This is a genomic window from Bradyrhizobium manausense (genome assembly GCF_018130615.1).
Taxonomy (GTDB): Bacteria; Pseudomonadota; Alphaproteobacteria; order Rhizobiales; family Xanthobacteraceae; genus Bradyrhizobium; species Bradyrhizobium manausense_A.
Genome location: NZ_JAFCKB010000008.1, coordinates 234,327 through 250,651 on the forward strand (window position 1 = coordinate 234,327; position 16,325 = coordinate 250,651).

The following is a 16,325-nucleotide window of genomic DNA, read 5'->3' on the forward strand; positions in this document are numbered from 1 at the left end:
GTGACTCCGAGGGTTCCGCCGTGCCATGCTCGGCTTCGAGCCTGGGGTTCGAAGGGGATGCTTCGAAGGGGATTTATGGCGGCGAAAACGCGGACCACGCGAAAGTCCAGGCAGCCGCCTCGGAAGCGGTCCGGGGCGGTCGGCAAAGTGCAGAAGCGCAGCACCGGCGCCGTCGCGCCCGACGTGATCCAGGCGGCACTTGCGGCCTTTGCCCATGAGGTCCGCACACCCCTGACCGGCATTCTCGCGATCAGCGACCTGCTTTCGACCTCCGACCTCGGCGAGCGGGAGCGGCGCTGGGCCGACACCATCAAGGCCGGTGCCGAGCATCTGGCGAACCTTGCGACGCTGTTCGTCGATGCCGCCAAGACCGGCAAGGGTGCGGGCGGCGGCACGTTGCGGCAGGATTTGTTCGATCTGCGGGCGCTGGCCCGTAGCACCGGCGATTCGCTCGCCGGTCGCGCCGCCGCCAAGGGGCTCCAGGCCAAAGTCGAGATCTCCGACAAGCTTCCGGGCCTCGTGGTCGGCGATCCCGTCCGCCTCCGTGCCGCGCTCGAAAACCTGATCGACAATGCAGTCAAATTCACCGAGCGGGGCGGCGTGGCGATCTCGGCTGCGCCCTGGCGCCCCGCCAAGGGCAAGGCTGGCGGCAAGGGCAAAGAGAAGGACAAGCGCCGGGTCGGTGTTGCCTTCTCGATTTCCGACAGCGGCATCGGTCTGACCATGGCCGAGATCAAGCGGCTGTTCCGTCCGTTCACCCAGGCCAATGTCACCATCGCCTCGCGGTTCGGCGGCGCCGGGCTCGGTCTGTCCTCAGTGAAGCAACTGGCGCGGGCGATGGGCGGCGACATCACGGTTGCGCCGCGGCGCGGCGGCGGCGCAACCTTCATGCTGACAGTCACGCTCGATGCGGCGGGGCCGGCGAAGTCGCGCAAGGCCGACGGCGACAAGGCGAATGGGCTGGCGGCGCTGCGGGTGCTCAGCGTCGAGGACAATCCATTCGGCCGCGTCGTCCTCAACACGATTCTGACCGAACTCGGCCATCATGCCGAGTTCATCGGACGCGGCGAGGATGCGGTGAACCGGCTCGCGCAAGGCGGCTTCGATGCCGTACTGATGGACATGGTCTTGCCGGGGATCGACGGTGTCGAGGCGATCCGGCGGATTCGTAAGATGCAGACGCCGCTGGCTCAGATCCCGATCATCGGCGTGTCGGGCCGTGGCGAGGACGAGGCAGCGTCGCGCGAGGCCGGCGCCGACGCATTCCTGGTCAAGCCTGTGTCCCCGCGGGCTTTAGCGACTGCGCTGCTTGAAGCGACACGCCGTGAGGAAGCCGTGACTTGATGATCGCGGCGTTGAGCTCGCCGCCGTAAACGAAGATCGCGGCGATGAAGTACAGAAACACCAGCGCGATGATCACCGAGGCCAGCCCCGCATACATCGTCACGTAATTATTGGCGAAGCGGGCCAGATATTGCCCGAACACGACGCCCGAGATCAGGGACGCCACCATCGTGAAGACGATGCCGGGCAGGATTTGCACGAAGCTGCGCCGCCCCGCCGGCAGCCAGGCGTGCAGGATGAACAGCGCCACCACCAGCGCGGCGATGGTGATGCCGTAGCGCAGCCAGGTGAGGATGCTTTCGTTGGATTCGACGAACAGCGGAATGTGGCGCCGCGCAGCTTCGATGAGCAGCGGGCCGAGCACGATCAGGAACGCCATGGCGAGCGCGGTGAAGGCCGCGACCAACGTGTAGCCGATCGACTCCAGCCGCAGCCAGTACCAGCGCCGCATCTCCACCACCGCGTAGGCGCGGTTGAGCGCGACCCGGAGCGCCTCGACGCCGTTCGAGGCGAAATAGACCGATAGCACCGCGCCGATGGTCAGCACGCCGGAGCGGGTGGTGGTCAGCACGTCGTGCACCTCGCCCGAGATCGAATCGGAGACCTGCTTGGGCCAGACCTCGAGCATCAGGCTGGCGGCCTGGTCGGCGAGCTCCTTGGAGCCAAAGAAGCCGGCGAGCGAGGTCAGCACGATCAGGAAAGGGAACAGCGCCATCAGCGTCGACAGCGCGATATGGCTCGAGATCGCCCAGCCGTCGTCGGCCAGGAACGTGTAGAACGCGTCCTCCACGACGACGTAGATGGTGCGGATCGCTTTCACGGCTTGCTCCAGAGCAACGCTGCTCTCTCTTCGCTCGCGGCCCGAATTCGCCTCGCCCCGCTTGCGGGGAGAGGCCGACGCGCGGAACGCGCGGCGGGTGAGGGGGACTCACCGCAGGGGCCGAGAGAGGGAGACTCGCGGAGGCTCCCCTTCACCCGAAATCCGCGTTGCGCACTTATTCCGGCCTCTCCCCGCAAGCAGGGAGAGGCGAACAGGACGGGCCGCATGCGCAAATCGGAAATCATGCCGCTAGCTTCTGACATTATCGGCCTGAAAGCCAGATTGGGAACGCCATGGCGGACTGCCGCACACGGTGTTATCACCCCCAAATGGCATCTCTCCTGAGTACTTTCATCTTGCCGGTGGCAGCCGGCGCCGTGGCGTTGGTGCTGCTGCTCGGCCTCGTCAACATGATGCGTGGCGGCTCGCCCAACACCTCGCAGAAATTGATGCGCTGGCGCGTGCTGCTTCAGTTCATCGCGATTGTCATCGCCATGATCGCGGTCTGGGCGATGGGGCGGTAGGGCATGATCCGGACCCGAAGGGCCGCGGTCGCGCAAAGTGTGAAGCGGTTTTGCGACAAGATCATGCCCTGAGAACAAGGAGACTTTCATGGTCGTGCTCAACCGCATCTACACGAAGACCGGTGACGACGGCACGACAGCGCTCGGAACCGGGGAGCGCCGTCCGAAATATGATTTGCGCATCGCGGCCTATGGCACGGTCGATGAGACCAATGCCGCGATCGGCGTGGTGCGCCTGCACACGAAGGAAGCGCCGGAGCTCGATGCGATGCTCGGCCGCATCCAGAACGATCTGTTCGATCTCGGCGCCGATCTTGCTGTGCCCGAGCGCGAGGGTAAGGCGGAACGGCTGCGGGTGGTGGCGAGCCAGGTCGAGCGGCTCGAGCACGACATCGACGCGCTCAACGACAAGCTCGCGCCGCTGACGTCTTTCGTGCTGCCGGGCGGTACGCCGGCCGCCGCCTACCTCCATGTTGCCCGTACGATTTGCCGCAGGGCGGAACGCGTGATGGTGGAACTGGCGGCCCAGCCCGGAGAGCCGGTCGGCGCAGCTGGCATCCAATATATGAATCGCCTGTCGGACTTCCTGTTCGTGGCCAGCCGCGCTGCTAACCATAACGGCGCCGGCGATGTGCTCTGGGTTCCGGGCCAGAATCGCTGACCCATTGAGGTCGGCATTTCAGGGGGCTAAAATTAGGCCCTTTCGCGCGTTGACCGGGCCGGATCAGGCCTTTAGGTTCCGCGCCAGTTGAATACCCCCCTCCCAAATTGAGTGAAAGAGGATCGATGAAGGTCTTAGTGCCGGTAAAGCGGGTGGTCGATTACAACGTCAAGGTCCGCGTCAAGGGCGATGGATCGGGCGTTGAACTCGCCAACGTCAAGATGTCGATGAACCCGTTCGACGAAATCGCGGTCGAGGAAGCGCTGCGCCTGAAGGAAGCCGGCAAGGCGACCGAGGTTGTGGTGGTGTCCATTGGACCTGCGCAGGCGTCGGAAACGATCCGCACTGGTCTTGCCATGGGCGCCGATCGCGGCATCCTGGTGAAGGCCGAGGGCACCGTCGAGCCGCTCGCGGTCGCCAAGATCCTGAAGAAGGTTGCGGACGAAGAGCAGCCCGGCCTGATCATTCTCGGCAAGCAGGCGATCGACGACGACAGCAATCAGACCGGCCAGATGCTGGCTGCGCTGCTGGGCTGGTCGCAGGCGACCTTTGCCTCGAAGCTCGAAGTCGAAGGTTCTGACTTCAAGGTGACCCGTGAAGTCGACGGCGGCCTGCAGACCGTGAAGCTCAAGGGACCGGCGATCGTCACCACCGACCTGCGTCTCAACGAGCCGCGCTACGCCTCGCTGCCCAACATCATGAAGGCCAAGAAGAAGCCGATCGCGGAGAAGACCGTCGCCGATTACGGCGTCGACGTCGCTGCGCGCCTCGAAGTTCTCAAGACGACTGAACCGGCAGGCCGCAAGGCGGGCGTCAAGGTCAAGGACGTCGCCGAGCTGGTGTCCAAACTCAAGAACGAAGCCGGGGTGCTCTGATGACGACGCTTCTGATTGCCGAACACGACAATGCGTCGTTGAAGGATGCAACCAACAAGGCCCTGACCGCGGCCGCAGCGCTCGGCGCCGACGTCGAGGTGCTGGTGGCGGGCCAGAACGCCAAAGCCGCTGCGGACGCCGCGGCCAAGCTTGCCGGCGTGAAGAAGGTGCTGCTCGCCGATGGCGAGACCTATGCGCACGATCTCGCCGAGCCGCTGGCCGCGCTGATCGTCTCGCTGGCCCCGTCCTATGACGCGATCGTCGCGCCTGCGACCTCGCGCTTCAAGAACGTGATGCCGCGCGTCGCCGCTCTGCTCGACGTGATGCAGGTCTCCGAGATCATCAAGGTCGTCGCCCCCGACACCTATGAGCGTCCGATCTACGCCGGCAACGCCATCCAGACGGTGAAGTCGAAGGACGCCAAGAAGGTCATCACCGTCCGTACCTCCACCTTCGCCGCAGCAGGCGAGGGCGGCAGCGCGCCGGTCGAGAACGTTGCGGCGGCGGCCGATCCGGGCCTGTCGACCTTCGTCGGCGAGGAAGTCGCCAAGAGCGACCGTCCCGAGCTGACCTCGGCCAAGATCATCGTTTCCGGTGGCCGTGCCATGCAGAGCCGCGAGAACTTTGCCAAGTATATCGAGCCGCTCGCCGACAAGCTCGGCGCCGGCGTCGGTGCCTCGCGCGCGGCGGTCGACGCCGGCTATGCGCCGAACGACTGGCAGGTCGGCCAGACCGGCAAGGTCGTGGCCCCCGAGCTCTATGTCGCGGTGGGCATTTCCGGCGCGATCCAGCATCTGGCCGGCATGAAGGACTCCAAGGTGATCGTCGCGATCAACAAGGACGAGGACGCGCCGATCTTCCAGGTTGCCGATTACGGCCTGGTCGCCGACCTCTACCAGGCGGTTCCGGATTTGACCGCCGAACTCGGCAAGCTCGGCAAGTAAAACGCGCTAAAAACACCGGCCGGAGGTATAAGCTCCGGCCGGTGTTTCATTTCTGAGGCGTTTTCTTTGGCGTGGGGCACGGCTTCGAAGCGATCCAATCTAGGTTTCGAGCCAGGATTCTGATCTAATCGAGGTTCTGATTAAATCGGCTCTCCCGGCTCAGGGGATTAGGCAGGGCGCGATATGCGCGCCGTTCCGGTGGATGACATTATGGCGGCAGTAATCAAGAAGGTCGGCGTGATCGGCGCGGGTCAGATGGGCAATGGCATTGCGCATGTGGCGGCCCTGGCCGGCTTCGACGTGGTGCTCAACGACATCTCAGCCGACCGCCTCAAGTCGGGCATGGCGACCATCAACGGCAATCTGGCGCGCCAGGTCTCCAAAAAGGGCGTGACCGAGGACGACAAGGCCAAGGCGCTCGCGCGCATCAAGCTCGCCGAGAAGCTCGACGACCTCGCCGACTGCGATCTCGTGATTGAGACCGCGGTCGAGAAGGAAGAGGTCAAGCGCAAGATCTTCCACGAGCTCTGCGCGGTGCTGAAGCCGGAGGCGATCGTCGCCTCCGATACGTCCTCGATCTCGATCACCCGCCTTGCCGCCGCCACCGACCGGCCCGAGCGTTTCATCGGCATTCACTTCATGAATCCGGTGCCGCTGATGGAGCTGGTGGAGCTGATCCGCGGCATCGCCACCGACGATTCGACCTTCGAGGCGTCCAAGGAATTCGTCGCCAAGCTCGGCAAACAGGTCGCGGTCTCCGAGGACTTCCCGGCGTTCATCGTCAATCGCATCCTGCTGCCGATGATCAACGAGGCGATCTACACGCTGTATGAAGGCGTCGGCAACGTCGAGGCGATCGACGCGGCGATGAAGCTCGGCGCACACCATCCGATGGGCCCGCTCGAGCTTGCCGATTTCATCGGCCTCGATACCTGTCTGTCGATCATGCAGGTGCTGCATGAGGGGCTGGCCGACTCCAAGTACCGGCCGTGCCCGCTGCTGGTGAAATACGTCGAGGCCGGCTGGCTCGGCCGCAAGACCCAGCGCGGCTTCTACGACTATCGCGGCGCCAAGCCGGTTCCGACGCGATAAGGCGGCAGGGTCGTAGTCGTAGCAGGGTGGCAAAGGCGCAAAGCGCCGTGCCCACCATGTCTCAAATCATGCAATGGGTTTGGTGGTCACGCCTTCCCTTTGCCCGCCCTATGGCGCCTCGGCCGTGGGGCGACCATGTGACAATTCATGTCGCGTTAACTCATCCGCCCTAGGCTGCCGCCGGTAAGAGGGTTTGCGTATGGACATGATGGCGATGGTCAGCACCATGCTGGCCTCTCAGCAGGGCGCGCTGCAGTCGAATATCGCGGCGACCTTGACGAAGCAGAACATGGACATGGAGAAATCCACCGTCCTGACCCTGATGGGCGCCGGCCAGCCCTCCCTTGCCAATGTCGGCCCAGGCGTCGGCGGCAACCTCAACGTCACCGCCTGAACTCCCTTAAAGGGACGCCGCGGCCGGTCCCAGCGCGGCGCGGAGCAGCTTGAGCGCGTCGTCGCTTGCCCATTCCGCCGGCCCCGCGATCGTCGCGATCTCGCAGCCCTGCGGGTCGACCAGCACCGAGGTCGGCATGCCCAGCGCCCGGCCTATTGCCTTAAGGTCCTGGAAAACCTTGGCTTTCTGGTCGGTGAAATAGCCGAGCCTGGTTAGATTGGCGTCTTTCAGGAAGCTCTTCGGCTTCTCGGGGTCGCGGGTGTCGATATTGATCGCCACCACCTCGAAATTCGGGCCCGACAGCTTGGTCTGGAGCTGGTCCAGCGCCGGCATCTCTTTTCGACACGGCACGCACCAGGTGGCCCAGAGGTTGACCAGCACCGTCTTGCCCCGGAAATCCGACAGCTTCCTCGGCTTGCCGTCGGCGTCCTCGAAGGCCAAATCCGGTAGCTTCAGGGGCGCGCTTGCCATGGTCAGCGCCGCGACCTCGCCATGAGCGAGCGGGGCGATCTTCTGGGCTGTGGCCACCGCCGCCCGGCAGGCCGGATCGCCTGATGGGCCCCGGCTCAGGCCCAGCCCGTAGAGCGCAGCGAACCCGGCCAGCCCGCCGATCACCACGGTGGCGATGACGATGGGGATCCGGCGCGTGGCGGAAGGCTTCTGGTCGAGCATATCGTTTGTCATCCGGTCGCAGATATGGCTATCAGGGGCCTCTTAATACGGCTGGCCTTCGCCAGCAAACATGCGGCAAAGCAAGGCGTGAGCAGGGGATCATGAGCAACAAGATGTGGGGCGGCCGGTTCTCGGAACGTCCCGATGAGATCATGGAAGAGATCAACGTCTCCATCGACGTCGATCGTCACCTCTTTGCCCAGGACATTGCCGCGTCCAAGGCCCACGCCGCGATGCTTGCCGCGAACGGCATCATCACGGCCTCTGATGCGAAAAATATCGGCAAGGGTCTAGACACGATTTTGTCAGAGATCGGCAAGGGCGGCTTCGAGTTCAAGCGCGCGCTCGAGGACATCCACATGAATGTCGAGAGCCGCCTGTCGGAGCTGATTGGTCCCGCCGCCGGCCGCCTGCACACCGCGCGCTCGCGCAACGACCAGGTCGCGACCGACTTCCGTCTCTATGTCCGCGACATCGTCGACGAGACCGACATGGCACTCGCCGCGTTCCAGCGGGCGCTGGTGGAACGCGCGCTGGAGCACGCCGGGACAGTGATGCCCGGCTTCACGCATCTGCAGACCGCGCAACCCGTGACGTTCGGCCACCATCTGCTTGCCTATGTCGAGATGGCCGCGCGCGATCGCGGCCGTTTCCAGGATGCGCGCAAGCGGCTCAATGAATCCCCGCTCGGCGCGGCCGCGCTCGCCGGCACCTCGTTCCCGATCGACCGCCACGCCACCGCGAAGGCGCTGGCCTTCGACCGTCCGATGGCGAATTCGCTGGACGCAGTCTCCGACCGTGACTTCGTGCTGGAGACGCTGTCGGCCGCCTCGATCTGTGCCGTGCACATGTCGCGTTTTGCCGAGGAGATCGTGATCTGGACCTCGCCGCTGGTCGGCCTCATCCGCCTCAGCGACAAGTTCACCACGGGCTCCTCGATCATGCCACAGAAGCGCAATCCGGACGCCGCTGAGCTCGTGCGCGCCAAGACTGGCCGCGTGATCGGTGCGCTCAACGGTCTCCTGATCGTGATGAAGGGTCTGCCGCTCGCCTATCAAAAGGACATGCAGGAGGACAAGCAGGGCGCCATGGAGGGCTTTGCCGCGCTGTCGCTGGCGATCCGCGCCATGACCGGCATGGTCCGCGACCTCGTGCCCGACGAGGCCAAGATGAAGGCCGCCGCCGGCGAGGGCTATGCCACCGCGACCGATCTCGCCGACTGGCTGGTGCGGACGCTGAAGATGCCCTTCCGCGAGGCCCACCACGTCACAGGCCGCATCGTCGCCAAGGCGGCCGAGGGCGGCGTGGCGCTGCACGAGCTGCCGCTAAAGGAGATGCAGGCGATCGAGCCCAAGATCACCAAGGATGTGCTCGGCGTGCTCTCGGTCGAATCGTCGGTGAAGAGCCGCACCAGCTTCGGCGGCACCGCGCCGAAGAACGTGACGTCGCAGGCCAAGGCCTGGGCGAAGCGGCTGGAAAAAGAGCGAAAATTGGGCTGAAGGCAAAATTTCGCTTATGTTTCATGGTCATCCGGCTCTCGCCAGAGCGCGCCAATCTCTGTATGGTGCGCCCCGCGTAGTGGGGATTTCGTCGTGACGTCAAAGTTTCGCCCGGCCGGGTCGGGGTGGGCCATCATTGTCTTGAGCGTGAGCGCGCTTGCGCTCGCCGGCTGCGGCCGCAAGGGGCCGCTCGACCTGCCGCCGACGGCCTCCGGCGCGTCCACGGCCAACATCGCCGCACCGACCGACACCGAGACCGAAGCCCAGAAGGCGCCGAGCGTGTTCAATCCGACCTACGGCGCGGAAGCCGCGCCGGCGGCGACCAAGGGCAGAAAAAAACCGTTTATTCTCGACCCGCTCCTGGACGAAAAGCCCAGCCGCTAAGGCTGGGGCAACTGAGCCAACGCCATGAACCATTTCGACTATCGCAACGGCGTGCTGCACGCCGAGGCGGTGAACCTGTCCGAGCTGGCCGCAACCGTCGGCACGCCGTTCTATTGCTATTCGACCGCAACGCTGGAGCGGCACTATCGCGTCTTCGCCGATGCCTTTGCCGGCGAGAAGGTGCTGGTCTGTTACGCCATGAAGGCGAACTCCAACCAGTCGGTGCTGCGCACGCTGGCGAAGCTGGGGGCCGGGGCTGACGTCGTTTCCGGTGGTGAACTGAAGCGCGCGCTCGCGGCCGGCATCCCCAGCAGCAAGATCGTGTTCTCCGGCGTGGGCAAGACCGAGACCGAGCTGCGCGCCGCGCTCGCCGCCGACATTCTCTGTCTCAACGTCGAATCCGAGCCCGAGCTCGAGCTGCTGTCGCGCCTTGCGACCGAGATGGGCAAGACCGCGCGTATCTCCATCCGCGTCAATCCGGACGTCGACGCCGGTACGCACGCCAAGATTTCGACCGGCAAGTCCGAGAACAAGTTCGGCATCCCGATCGTTCACGCCCGCGAAGTTTACGCCCGCGCGGCGAAGCTGCCGGGGATCGAGGTCACCGGCACCGACGTGCATATCGGCAGCCAGATCACCGACCTCTCCAAGATGGAGACGGCGTTCCGCATCCTCTCCGATTTCGTGCAGACCCTGCGCTCCGACGGCCACAACATTTCGCATGTCGATTTCGGCGGCGGGCTCGGCATTCCCTATTACATGGATCGCGAGGCGCCGCCGGCGCCGGATGCCTATGCCGCCATGGTCAAGCGCGTTAGCCACAATCTCGGCTGCACGCTGATGTTCGAGCCTGGCCGCATGATCGTCGGCAATGCCGGCATCCTCGTCGCCAAGGTGATCTACGTGAAGCACGGCGACGGCAAGAACTTTGTCATCATCGACGCCGCCATGAACGACCTCATTCGCCCGACGCTGTATGAGGCGCATCACGACATCCTGCCGGTGATGCAACCGGCCAAGGGCGCGGCCATGATCATGGCCGATGTCGTCGGCCCGGTCTGCGAGACCGGCGACTACCTCGCATTGGACCGTGCGCTGCCGACGCCGAAGCCGGGTGATCTCATCGCCGTCATGACGTCAGGTGCCTATGGCGCCGTGCAGGCCGGCACCTACAACACGCGGCCGCTGGTGCCGGAGGTGCTGGTGAAGGGCGATCAATACGCAGTGGTGCGCCCGCGCATCGAGGTCGAGCAGCTCATCGCAATGGATACGCCAGCGCCGTGGCTGTGAGCCGTTGAGGAGCGGTACAACCGCGCCTCATCCTCGCTGTCGTCCCGGCCTTCGCCGGGACGACGGCAGAGCATGTAGTGCTACTTCCCCGCCAAACCGCCCTTCGCTCCGCCCACGATGACACCCGCCTTCTTCTCGATCGGCTTGATCGCCGCGGTGAAATCGGACTCGGCGCCTTCCGCAGCTATCACGGTCTCCCACAGCCGCCCGACCGCATCCGCGACCTCCATCGACAGGCCGAGCTGCTTCATCTCCTCCAGCGCCAGGCGCACGTCCTTCACCATCAATCCGGTGGCGAAGCCGAAGTCGAACGTCCGCGGCAGCACCGAGCGCGGAAACTTGTCGCGGCTCGCGGTGTTCATGCCGGAGCCTGAATTGATGACGTCGATCATCACGGCGGGATCGAGCCCGGCCTTCACGCCCATCACCACCGCTTCCGATGTTGCCACGATGGCGGTGGCCGAGAGGAAATTGTTGGCGAGCTTCATGGTCTGCGCAGCGCCGGGCTTCTCGCCGATGAAGAACACCTTTCCGATCACGTCGAGCGCGCCCTTCAGCAGCTCGAATTCCGCCTTCGGCCCTGACACCATCACCGCCAGCGTGCCCTTCTCGGCGCCGCCGACGCCGCCGGAGACGGGGCAGTCGATCTGCACGATGTTGCGTTTCGCCAGCAGGCCGTGAATCCTCGAAGCCATCGCCGAGCCGACGGTGGAGAGGTCGATGAAGCGTTTTGCACGGCTTCCCTCGATCACGCCGTTTGCGCCCGTCGCGACGTCGAGCGAGGCCTGCAGCGACGGCAGGCTCGCCATCACGGTCTCGACCTTGTCGGCAACGTCCTTCGGCGACGTCGCAGCGCTCGCGCCCCGCGCGACCAGCCTGTCGACGACCTCCTTGCGGGTGTCGAACACGACGAGCTTGTGGCCGGCCTCGATCAGCCGCCGCGCCATCGGGAAACCCATGTTTCCGAGGCCGATGAATCCGATGTCCATGGTGTTTCCTTGTTTCTTGTCTTCGTTGTTGTCGAACTGCGCGCTCCCTCTCTCGTTGTCGTCCTGGCCAAAGCCAGGACGACGATGAGGAGGGACGTGGCGTCCCTCACTTCCCCACCCTCATTCCAATGCTGGCGCCCTCACGCCTTCCCGTCGATCTCCGCGAACACCTCGCGCGCGATGCGGAAACTGTCGACCGCGGCGGGCATGCCGCCATAGATCGCGACCTGCATCAGGATCTCGCGGATCTCGTCGCGGCTGACGCCGTTGGTGAGCGCGCCCTTCAGATGGGCGCGAAACTCGTGCTGGCGGTTGAGGATCGCGATCATCGCGATGTTGAGCATGCTGCGGGTCTTGCGCGGCAGCTCCTCGCGGCCCCACACCGTGCCCCAGCAATATTCATTGAGCATCTCCTGGAACGGACGGTTGAAATCGTCGACGTTCCTCAGCGCGTTGTTGACATAGGCCTCACCCAGTACCGCTTTGCGGACCTCCAGGCCCTTGTCGTGCATCTTCTTGTCCATGACGTTTCCTCTATTTCCCTGGCGTTTCCTTGGGATGGCGGCGCGGAAATTACGGGGTTGAGCTGGGCCAGTCACGTCCTCGTGTTATGCGGGAAAAGGGGTGTCTCCCGTACGGGAACGGATGCCTCAGTGCTGCCGTTGTGGTACGCTTCTCTACCGGGCAACCTGGAGAGTTGATTGAACGGCGTCACCCCCGACCCGTCAGACCCGATCCGCGATGGCGACGCTCTGTCGCGGTTGAAGCTGGCGCAGGCCCTCGAGCGGTCCACCTATGCCATCGCGTGGGAGCGTGCCTGGCCCGCTCTGGCGCGCGTTCTTACCGTTGTCGGCCTGTTTCTGGCGGTGTCCTGGGCCGGTCTCTGGCTTGCGCTGCCCTTTGTCGCGCGTGCCATTGGCCTCGTCGTTTTCGCAGGGCTTGCCGCTGGCGCCCTGTTCCCCCTGATTCGCTTTCGCTGGCCGCGCCGCGAGGAGGCGCTCGCCCGGCTCGATCGCGGCTCGGGCATCCGCCACCGGCCCGCGACGACGCTGACGGACACGCTGAGTTCGCAGGATCCGATCGCGCAGGCGCTCTGGCAGGCGCAGCGCGAGCGCACGTTGGCCTCGCTCAAGCGCATCCGCGCCGGCTTGCCGCACCCGCGCCTCGCTCTCCACGACCCCTGGGCGCTGCGTGCGCTGGTCATGGTGATGCTGGTTGCGACCTTCTTCGCCGCCGGCGACGAGCGCGCGATGCGGCTCGGCGCGGCGTTCGACTGGAACGGCGTGCTGACGCCCACCAATATCCGCGTCGACGCCTGGGTCACGCCGCCGCTCTACACCGGCAAGCCGCCCGTGATCCTGTCGGCCGCGAACAAGGAGGCCGCAGCGCTTCCGGCCTCCGGACCGCTCGGCGTTCCCGCCGGGTCGACGCTGATCGTGCGCTCCTCCGGTGGCAGCCTGGATGTCGTCGTGTCCGGCGGCCTCAAGGAAGTCGCGCCGGCTGAGGCCACGCCCAAGGGCACCAACGAGAAGCATTTCACCATTACCGGCGACGGCACCGCGCATGTCCGCGCGCCCTCGGGCCAGCCGCAATGGGCCTTCGCTGCGACGCCGGACCGTCCGCCGACGATCGCGCTCGCCAAGGATCCGGAGCGCCAGGCGCGCGGTGCGCTCCAGCTCGTCTACAAGATCGAGGACGATTACGGCGTCACCGGCGCCGAGGCGCAGGTCGCCACGCGTTCCGCCGATGCGGGTAAGGACGGCGACGGCAAGACCGCGGCGCGGCCGCTGTTCCAGCCGCCGCAGTTTCCGCTGGTGTTGCCCAATGCGCACACCCGTAACGGCGTCGGCCAGACGGTGAAGGATCTCAGCGAGGATCCCTATGCCGGTGCCGATGTCACGCTGACCCTCACCGCCAAGGACGAAGCCGGCAACGAGGCCCGAAGCGAACCTTTCAATATGCGCCTGCCCGAGCGGCTGTTCACCAAGCCGCTTGCGCGTGCGCTGATCGAGCAGCGCCGCATCCTCGCGCTCGACGCCAATAAGAATTCCGACGTCTACACCGCGCTCGATGCGCTGATGATTGCGCCCGAGCTGTTCACGCAGGAGGCAGGGCAGTATCTCGGCCTCTACAACGTCGCGCGCCAGCTCGAGGCGGCGCGCACCGACGATGCGTTGCGTGAGGTCGTGGCAAGCCTGTGGGCGCTCGCGGTGACGATCGAGGACGGCAACATCTCCGACGTCGAGAAGGCGTTGCGCGCGGCGCAGGATGCACTGAAGCAGGCGCTGGAACGCGGCGCCAGCGACGAGGAGATCAAGAAGCTCACGCAGGATCTGCGGGCGGCGCTCGACAATTTCATGCGCCAGCTCGCCGAGCAGTTCCGCAACAACAAGGATGCTCAGCAGCTCGCGCGTCCCCTCGATCCCAACACCAAGTTCCTGCGCCAGCAGGACCTTCAGAACATGATCGACCGTATGGAGCGCCTGTCGCGCTCCGGCGACAAGGAAGCGGCCAAGCAGCTGCTCGATCAGCTCCAGCAGATGCTGGAGGGCCTTCAGATGGCGCAGCCGGGACAGTCCGGCGAGAGCGACATGGAGCAGGCGCTGAACGAGCTCGGCGACATGATCCGCAAGCAGCAGCAATTGCGCGACAAGACCTACAAGCAGGGCCAGGATTCCCGGCGCGATCGCATGCGCGGCAAGCAGCAGCCGGGCGACCAGTCGATGTCGGATCTTCAGCAGGACCAGCAGGCGCTGCGCGACCGCTTGAAGAAGCTCCAGGACGAGATGGCCAAGCGCGGTCTCTCGCCGAAGGGGCAGAAAGGCCAGCAGGGACAGAAGGGCCAGCAGGGTCAGCAAGGCGACCAGGGGCAGGATGGCGATCAGGACGCCGACCAGGGCGACGATGATGGCGGGCTCGATTCCGCCGACAGCGCCATGGGTGATGCGGGCTCGAAGCTTGGCGACGGCAACGCCGACGGTGCGGTGGACTCGCAAGGCAAGGCGCTGGATGCCATGCGCAAGGGCGCGCAGAAGATGGCCGAGGCGATGCAGCAGGGCGATGGCGACGGCCAGGGTGACGGCCCCGGCAATCGCGCCGGGCGCCAGCAGAGCGGCGGCAACCAGACCGACCCGCTCGGCCGGCCTCTTCGTCGCGGCAGTATCGATGACGATTACACGGTCAAGATCCCCGGCGAGATCGACGTGCAGCGCGTCCGCCGCATCCTCGAAGAACTCCGCCGCCGCCTCGGCGACCCCTCGCGCCCGCAGATCGAGCTCGATTATATCGAGCGGCTGCTGAAGGATTTTTGAGGCCCGGCTCTCTCCCAGTGTCGTCCCGGCCTGCGCCAGGACGACACCGAGTGTGCGGAGCCGCTACCCCTTCTTCGCCGCAAGCGCATCCGCCACGGCCGTGCGGATATCGGCGACCGAGAACGGTTTTGTCACGACGTCGTGCACCAGCGCGTTCAAATTCGAGGCGCGCTCGCGCTGATCGGCAAAGCCGGTCATCAGCAGAATAGTCAGGTCGGGAAAATCGCGCGCGGCGGAAAGCGCCAGCGCGATGCCGTCCATGACGGGCATCTGGATGTCGGTGAGCAACAGGTCGAACGCGCCGTCCTCGCGCGTCAGGATTTCGAGCGCCTCGGCGCCGTCCTGCGCGGTGACGGTCTCGTGGCCGTCCATGGCGATGGCACGCGCCACCAATTGGCGCATCGAATCCTCGTCATCGGCGATCAGTACTTTCGGCATGACACCAACCTTGGGACCAACCTCCCGTGCAGACCTTGCGGGCCTGATTATACGCTGCCGCCGGCAATGTCGCGCCGGTTGAAGAAGCGAACGTCGATATTGCGGCCTTCCGGCGGCGGCGAGGCCAGGCGCGAGCGGAAGAAGGCGCGCTCACCGGGCTGCAGCACGGTCTGCTCCAGCACCGAATTCCAAGCGTAGATCTCTGCACCTTGCGCGTCGCGCACGGCAAAGCGCAAGCGCGGGATATCCAGCGGCTTCTTGCCCTGGCCGACGATCACACCTTCGATCACCAGCACCTGCTTACCGTCCACTGTTTCGGACGAGAGCTTGACGTCCTTGAAGGCGAGCCCGCGCAGGTTCACCTCGAGGCCGACCATCTTGTAGAAGGCCGCCGTCTGCGGCAGCAGCCGGACCATGTCGCCGCGCCAGATCACCAGCGCCAGCACCAGCGCGCCCATGGCGGCGCAGGCCATCGGCAGGCCAAAATGGGATTTCCGCCGGACCACGGCTGGGGCGGGGCGGCTGACCTTGGCCCCGCGGCGGCTGAACAAGCCACGGAACCAGGATTGGTGCTGCACGCCGACGACTTCCTCCTCGGCGACCCGGGCCGCAGCCGACCATTCGTCCTCTGGCTCGGCAGCATCCTCGGTCGGCCAGTCACTGGCGATCGAGGGGCTTTCGACCACGGGGGCCTCGGCGGCATCGTCGTCTTTGGCGTAGGAGTTCCACTGCTCGGCAAGGTCCGACTGGTCGTCGGCCTGGCGGGCCGCGGCCATGGCCGGCATCACGGCCTCCTCGGTGGCATCCTCGGGATGCGCCACCCAGGTCTCCTTGCAGCGGGAGCAGCGGACCGTCCGCCCATTGGCCCCAAGGCTTGCAGGCTTGATGGCGTAAGATGTCGTACAATGCGGGCAGACGATATGCATGGACGGCCTCGACGATGACCTCGCGCGCAACCTGGCGCCAAGGGACTCCCAAGAAGCGACTTCTAAGGATGCTGCCGGGGATGCTACAGGGCGACCGTTAACGAACCGGAAACCATAACGGTCGCACAACCCCTTGATCGCGCGCGGCGAAACCTCGCTGGC

The 16,325-nt window shown here is 65.4% G+C and carries 17 protein-coding genes; 11 read left to right on the forward strand and 6 right to left on the reverse strand.

What is annotated here, in order from left to right:
- The first annotated feature begins 75 nt into the window (after positions 1-75).
- Positions 76-1,344: an ATP-binding protein gene (locus JQ587_RS17890; RefSeq protein ID WP_212426119.1), complete on the forward strand. Its 1,269-nt coding sequence runs from the start codon at positions 76-78 to the stop codon at positions 1,342-1,344.
- Here the strand turns inward: JQ587_RS17890 and JQ587_RS17895 are convergent.
- On the reverse strand, positions 1,271-2,164 hold the full coding sequence (locus JQ587_RS17895) for a YihY/virulence factor BrkB family protein (RefSeq protein WP_212297333.1): 894 nt from the start codon (positions 2,162-2,164) through the stop codon (positions 1,271-1,273). The genes JQ587_RS17890 and JQ587_RS17895 overlap by 74 nt on opposite strands.
- A gap of 329 nt (positions 2,165-2,493) precedes the next feature.
- Between JQ587_RS17895 and JQ587_RS17900 the strand changes: the two genes are divergently transcribed.
- The 6 genes from JQ587_RS17900 to JQ587_RS17925 all read left to right on the forward strand — a co-directional run bounded on the left by JQ587_RS17900 (position 2,494) and on the right by JQ587_RS17925 (position 6,654).
- Positions 2,494-2,688, forward strand: a complete 195-nt coding sequence (locus JQ587_RS17900) for a twin transmembrane helix small protein (RefSeq protein WP_212297332.1) — start codon at positions 2,494-2,496, stop codon at positions 2,686-2,688.
- Between the two features lie 88 nt (positions 2,689-2,776).
- Positions 2,777-3,349, forward strand: coding sequence for a cob(I)yrinic acid a,c-diamide adenosyltransferase (locus JQ587_RS17905; RefSeq protein WP_212426120.1), 573 nt, complete (start codon positions 2,777-2,779; stop codon positions 3,347-3,349).
- Between the two features lie 125 nt (positions 3,350-3,474).
- Entirely contained in the window at positions 3,475-4,224 is a 750-nt protein-coding gene (locus tag JQ587_RS17910) for an electron transfer flavoprotein subunit beta/FixA family protein (protein WP_018646529.1), read from the forward strand.
- A complete protein-coding gene (locus JQ587_RS17915) occupies positions 4,224-5,168 on the forward strand; it encodes an electron transfer flavoprotein subunit alpha/FixB family protein (RefSeq protein WP_212426121.1) in 945 nt (314 codons plus the stop codon). The genes JQ587_RS17910 and JQ587_RS17915 overlap by 1 nt, the downstream gene beginning before the upstream one ends.
- Positions 5,169-5,378: 210 nt before the next feature.
- Positions 5,379-6,260 carry a 3-hydroxybutyryl-CoA dehydrogenase gene (locus JQ587_RS17920; RefSeq protein WP_212297329.1) on the forward strand — a complete coding sequence of 294 codons (882 nt, stop codon included), beginning with the start codon at positions 5,379-5,381 and terminating at the stop codon, positions 6,258-6,260.
- A 199-nt stretch (positions 6,261-6,459) separates the two neighbouring features.
- Positions 6,460-6,654 carry a putative motility protein gene (locus JQ587_RS17925; RefSeq protein WP_212297328.1) on the forward strand — a complete coding sequence of 65 codons (195 nt, stop codon included), beginning with the start codon at positions 6,460-6,462 and terminating at the stop codon, positions 6,652-6,654.
- A gap of 6 nt (positions 6,655-6,660) precedes the next feature.
- On the opposite strand, the gene tlpA is transcribed toward JQ587_RS17925, so the two are convergent.
- On the reverse strand, positions 6,661-7,326 hold the full coding sequence (tlpA, locus tag JQ587_RS17930; protein ID WP_212297327.1) for a thiol:disulfide interchange protein TlpA: 666 nt from the start codon (positions 7,324-7,326) through the stop codon (positions 6,661-6,663).
- 101 nt (positions 7,327-7,427) lie between these two features.
- On the opposite strand from tlpA, the gene argH reads away from it, so the two are divergent.
- From argH to lysA, 3 genes are all read left to right on the forward strand, one after another.
- Entirely contained in the window at positions 7,428-8,825 is a 1,398-nt protein-coding gene (argH, locus tag JQ587_RS17935; RefSeq protein WP_212426122.1) for an argininosuccinate lyase, read from the forward strand.
- Between the two features lie 93 nt (positions 8,826-8,918).
- On the forward strand, positions 8,919-9,209 hold the full coding sequence (gene lptM / locus JQ587_RS17940) for an LPS translocon maturation chaperone LptM (protein WP_212297325.1): 291 nt from the start codon (positions 8,919-8,921) through the stop codon (positions 9,207-9,209).
- A 24-nt stretch (positions 9,210-9,233) separates the two neighbouring features.
- Positions 9,234-10,499, forward strand: a complete 1,266-nt coding sequence (gene lysA, locus JQ587_RS17945; protein ID WP_212297324.1) for a diaminopimelate decarboxylase — start codon at positions 9,234-9,236, stop codon at positions 10,497-10,499.
- 80 nt (positions 10,500-10,579) lie between these two features.
- Here lysA and JQ587_RS17950 read toward each other — a convergent pair whose 3' ends face one another.
- Positions 10,580-11,488 (reverse strand): NAD(P)-dependent oxidoreductase, encoded by a 909-nt coding sequence (locus JQ587_RS17950; RefSeq protein ID WP_212297323.1) that lies wholly within the window; start codon positions 11,486-11,488, stop codon positions 10,580-10,582.
- A gap of 140 nt (positions 11,489-11,628) precedes the next feature.
- Positions 11,629-12,012: a carboxymuconolactone decarboxylase family protein gene (locus JQ587_RS17955; RefSeq protein WP_212426123.1), complete on the reverse strand. Its 384-nt coding sequence runs from the start codon at positions 12,010-12,012 to the stop codon at positions 11,629-11,631.
- A 177-nt stretch (positions 12,013-12,189) separates the two neighbouring features.
- Here JQ587_RS17955 and JQ587_RS17960 point away from each other — a divergent pair, with 177 nt between their 5' ends.
- Positions 12,190-14,799: a TIGR02302 family protein gene (locus tag JQ587_RS17960; RefSeq protein ID WP_212426124.1), complete on the forward strand. Its 2,610-nt coding sequence runs from the start codon at positions 12,190-12,192 to the stop codon at positions 14,797-14,799.
- A 63-nt stretch (positions 14,800-14,862) separates the two neighbouring features.
- Here JQ587_RS17960 and JQ587_RS17965 read toward each other — a convergent pair whose 3' ends face one another.
- Positions 14,863-15,237, reverse strand: coding sequence for a response regulator (locus JQ587_RS17965; RefSeq protein WP_128954176.1), 375 nt, complete (start codon positions 15,235-15,237; stop codon positions 14,863-14,865).
- Between the two features lie 47 nt (positions 15,238-15,284).
- Entirely contained in the window at positions 15,285-16,163 is an 879-nt protein-coding gene (locus JQ587_RS17970) for an MJ0042-type zinc finger domain-containing protein (RefSeq protein ID WP_212426125.1), read from the reverse strand.
- Positions 16,164-16,325: the final 162 nt, after the last annotated feature.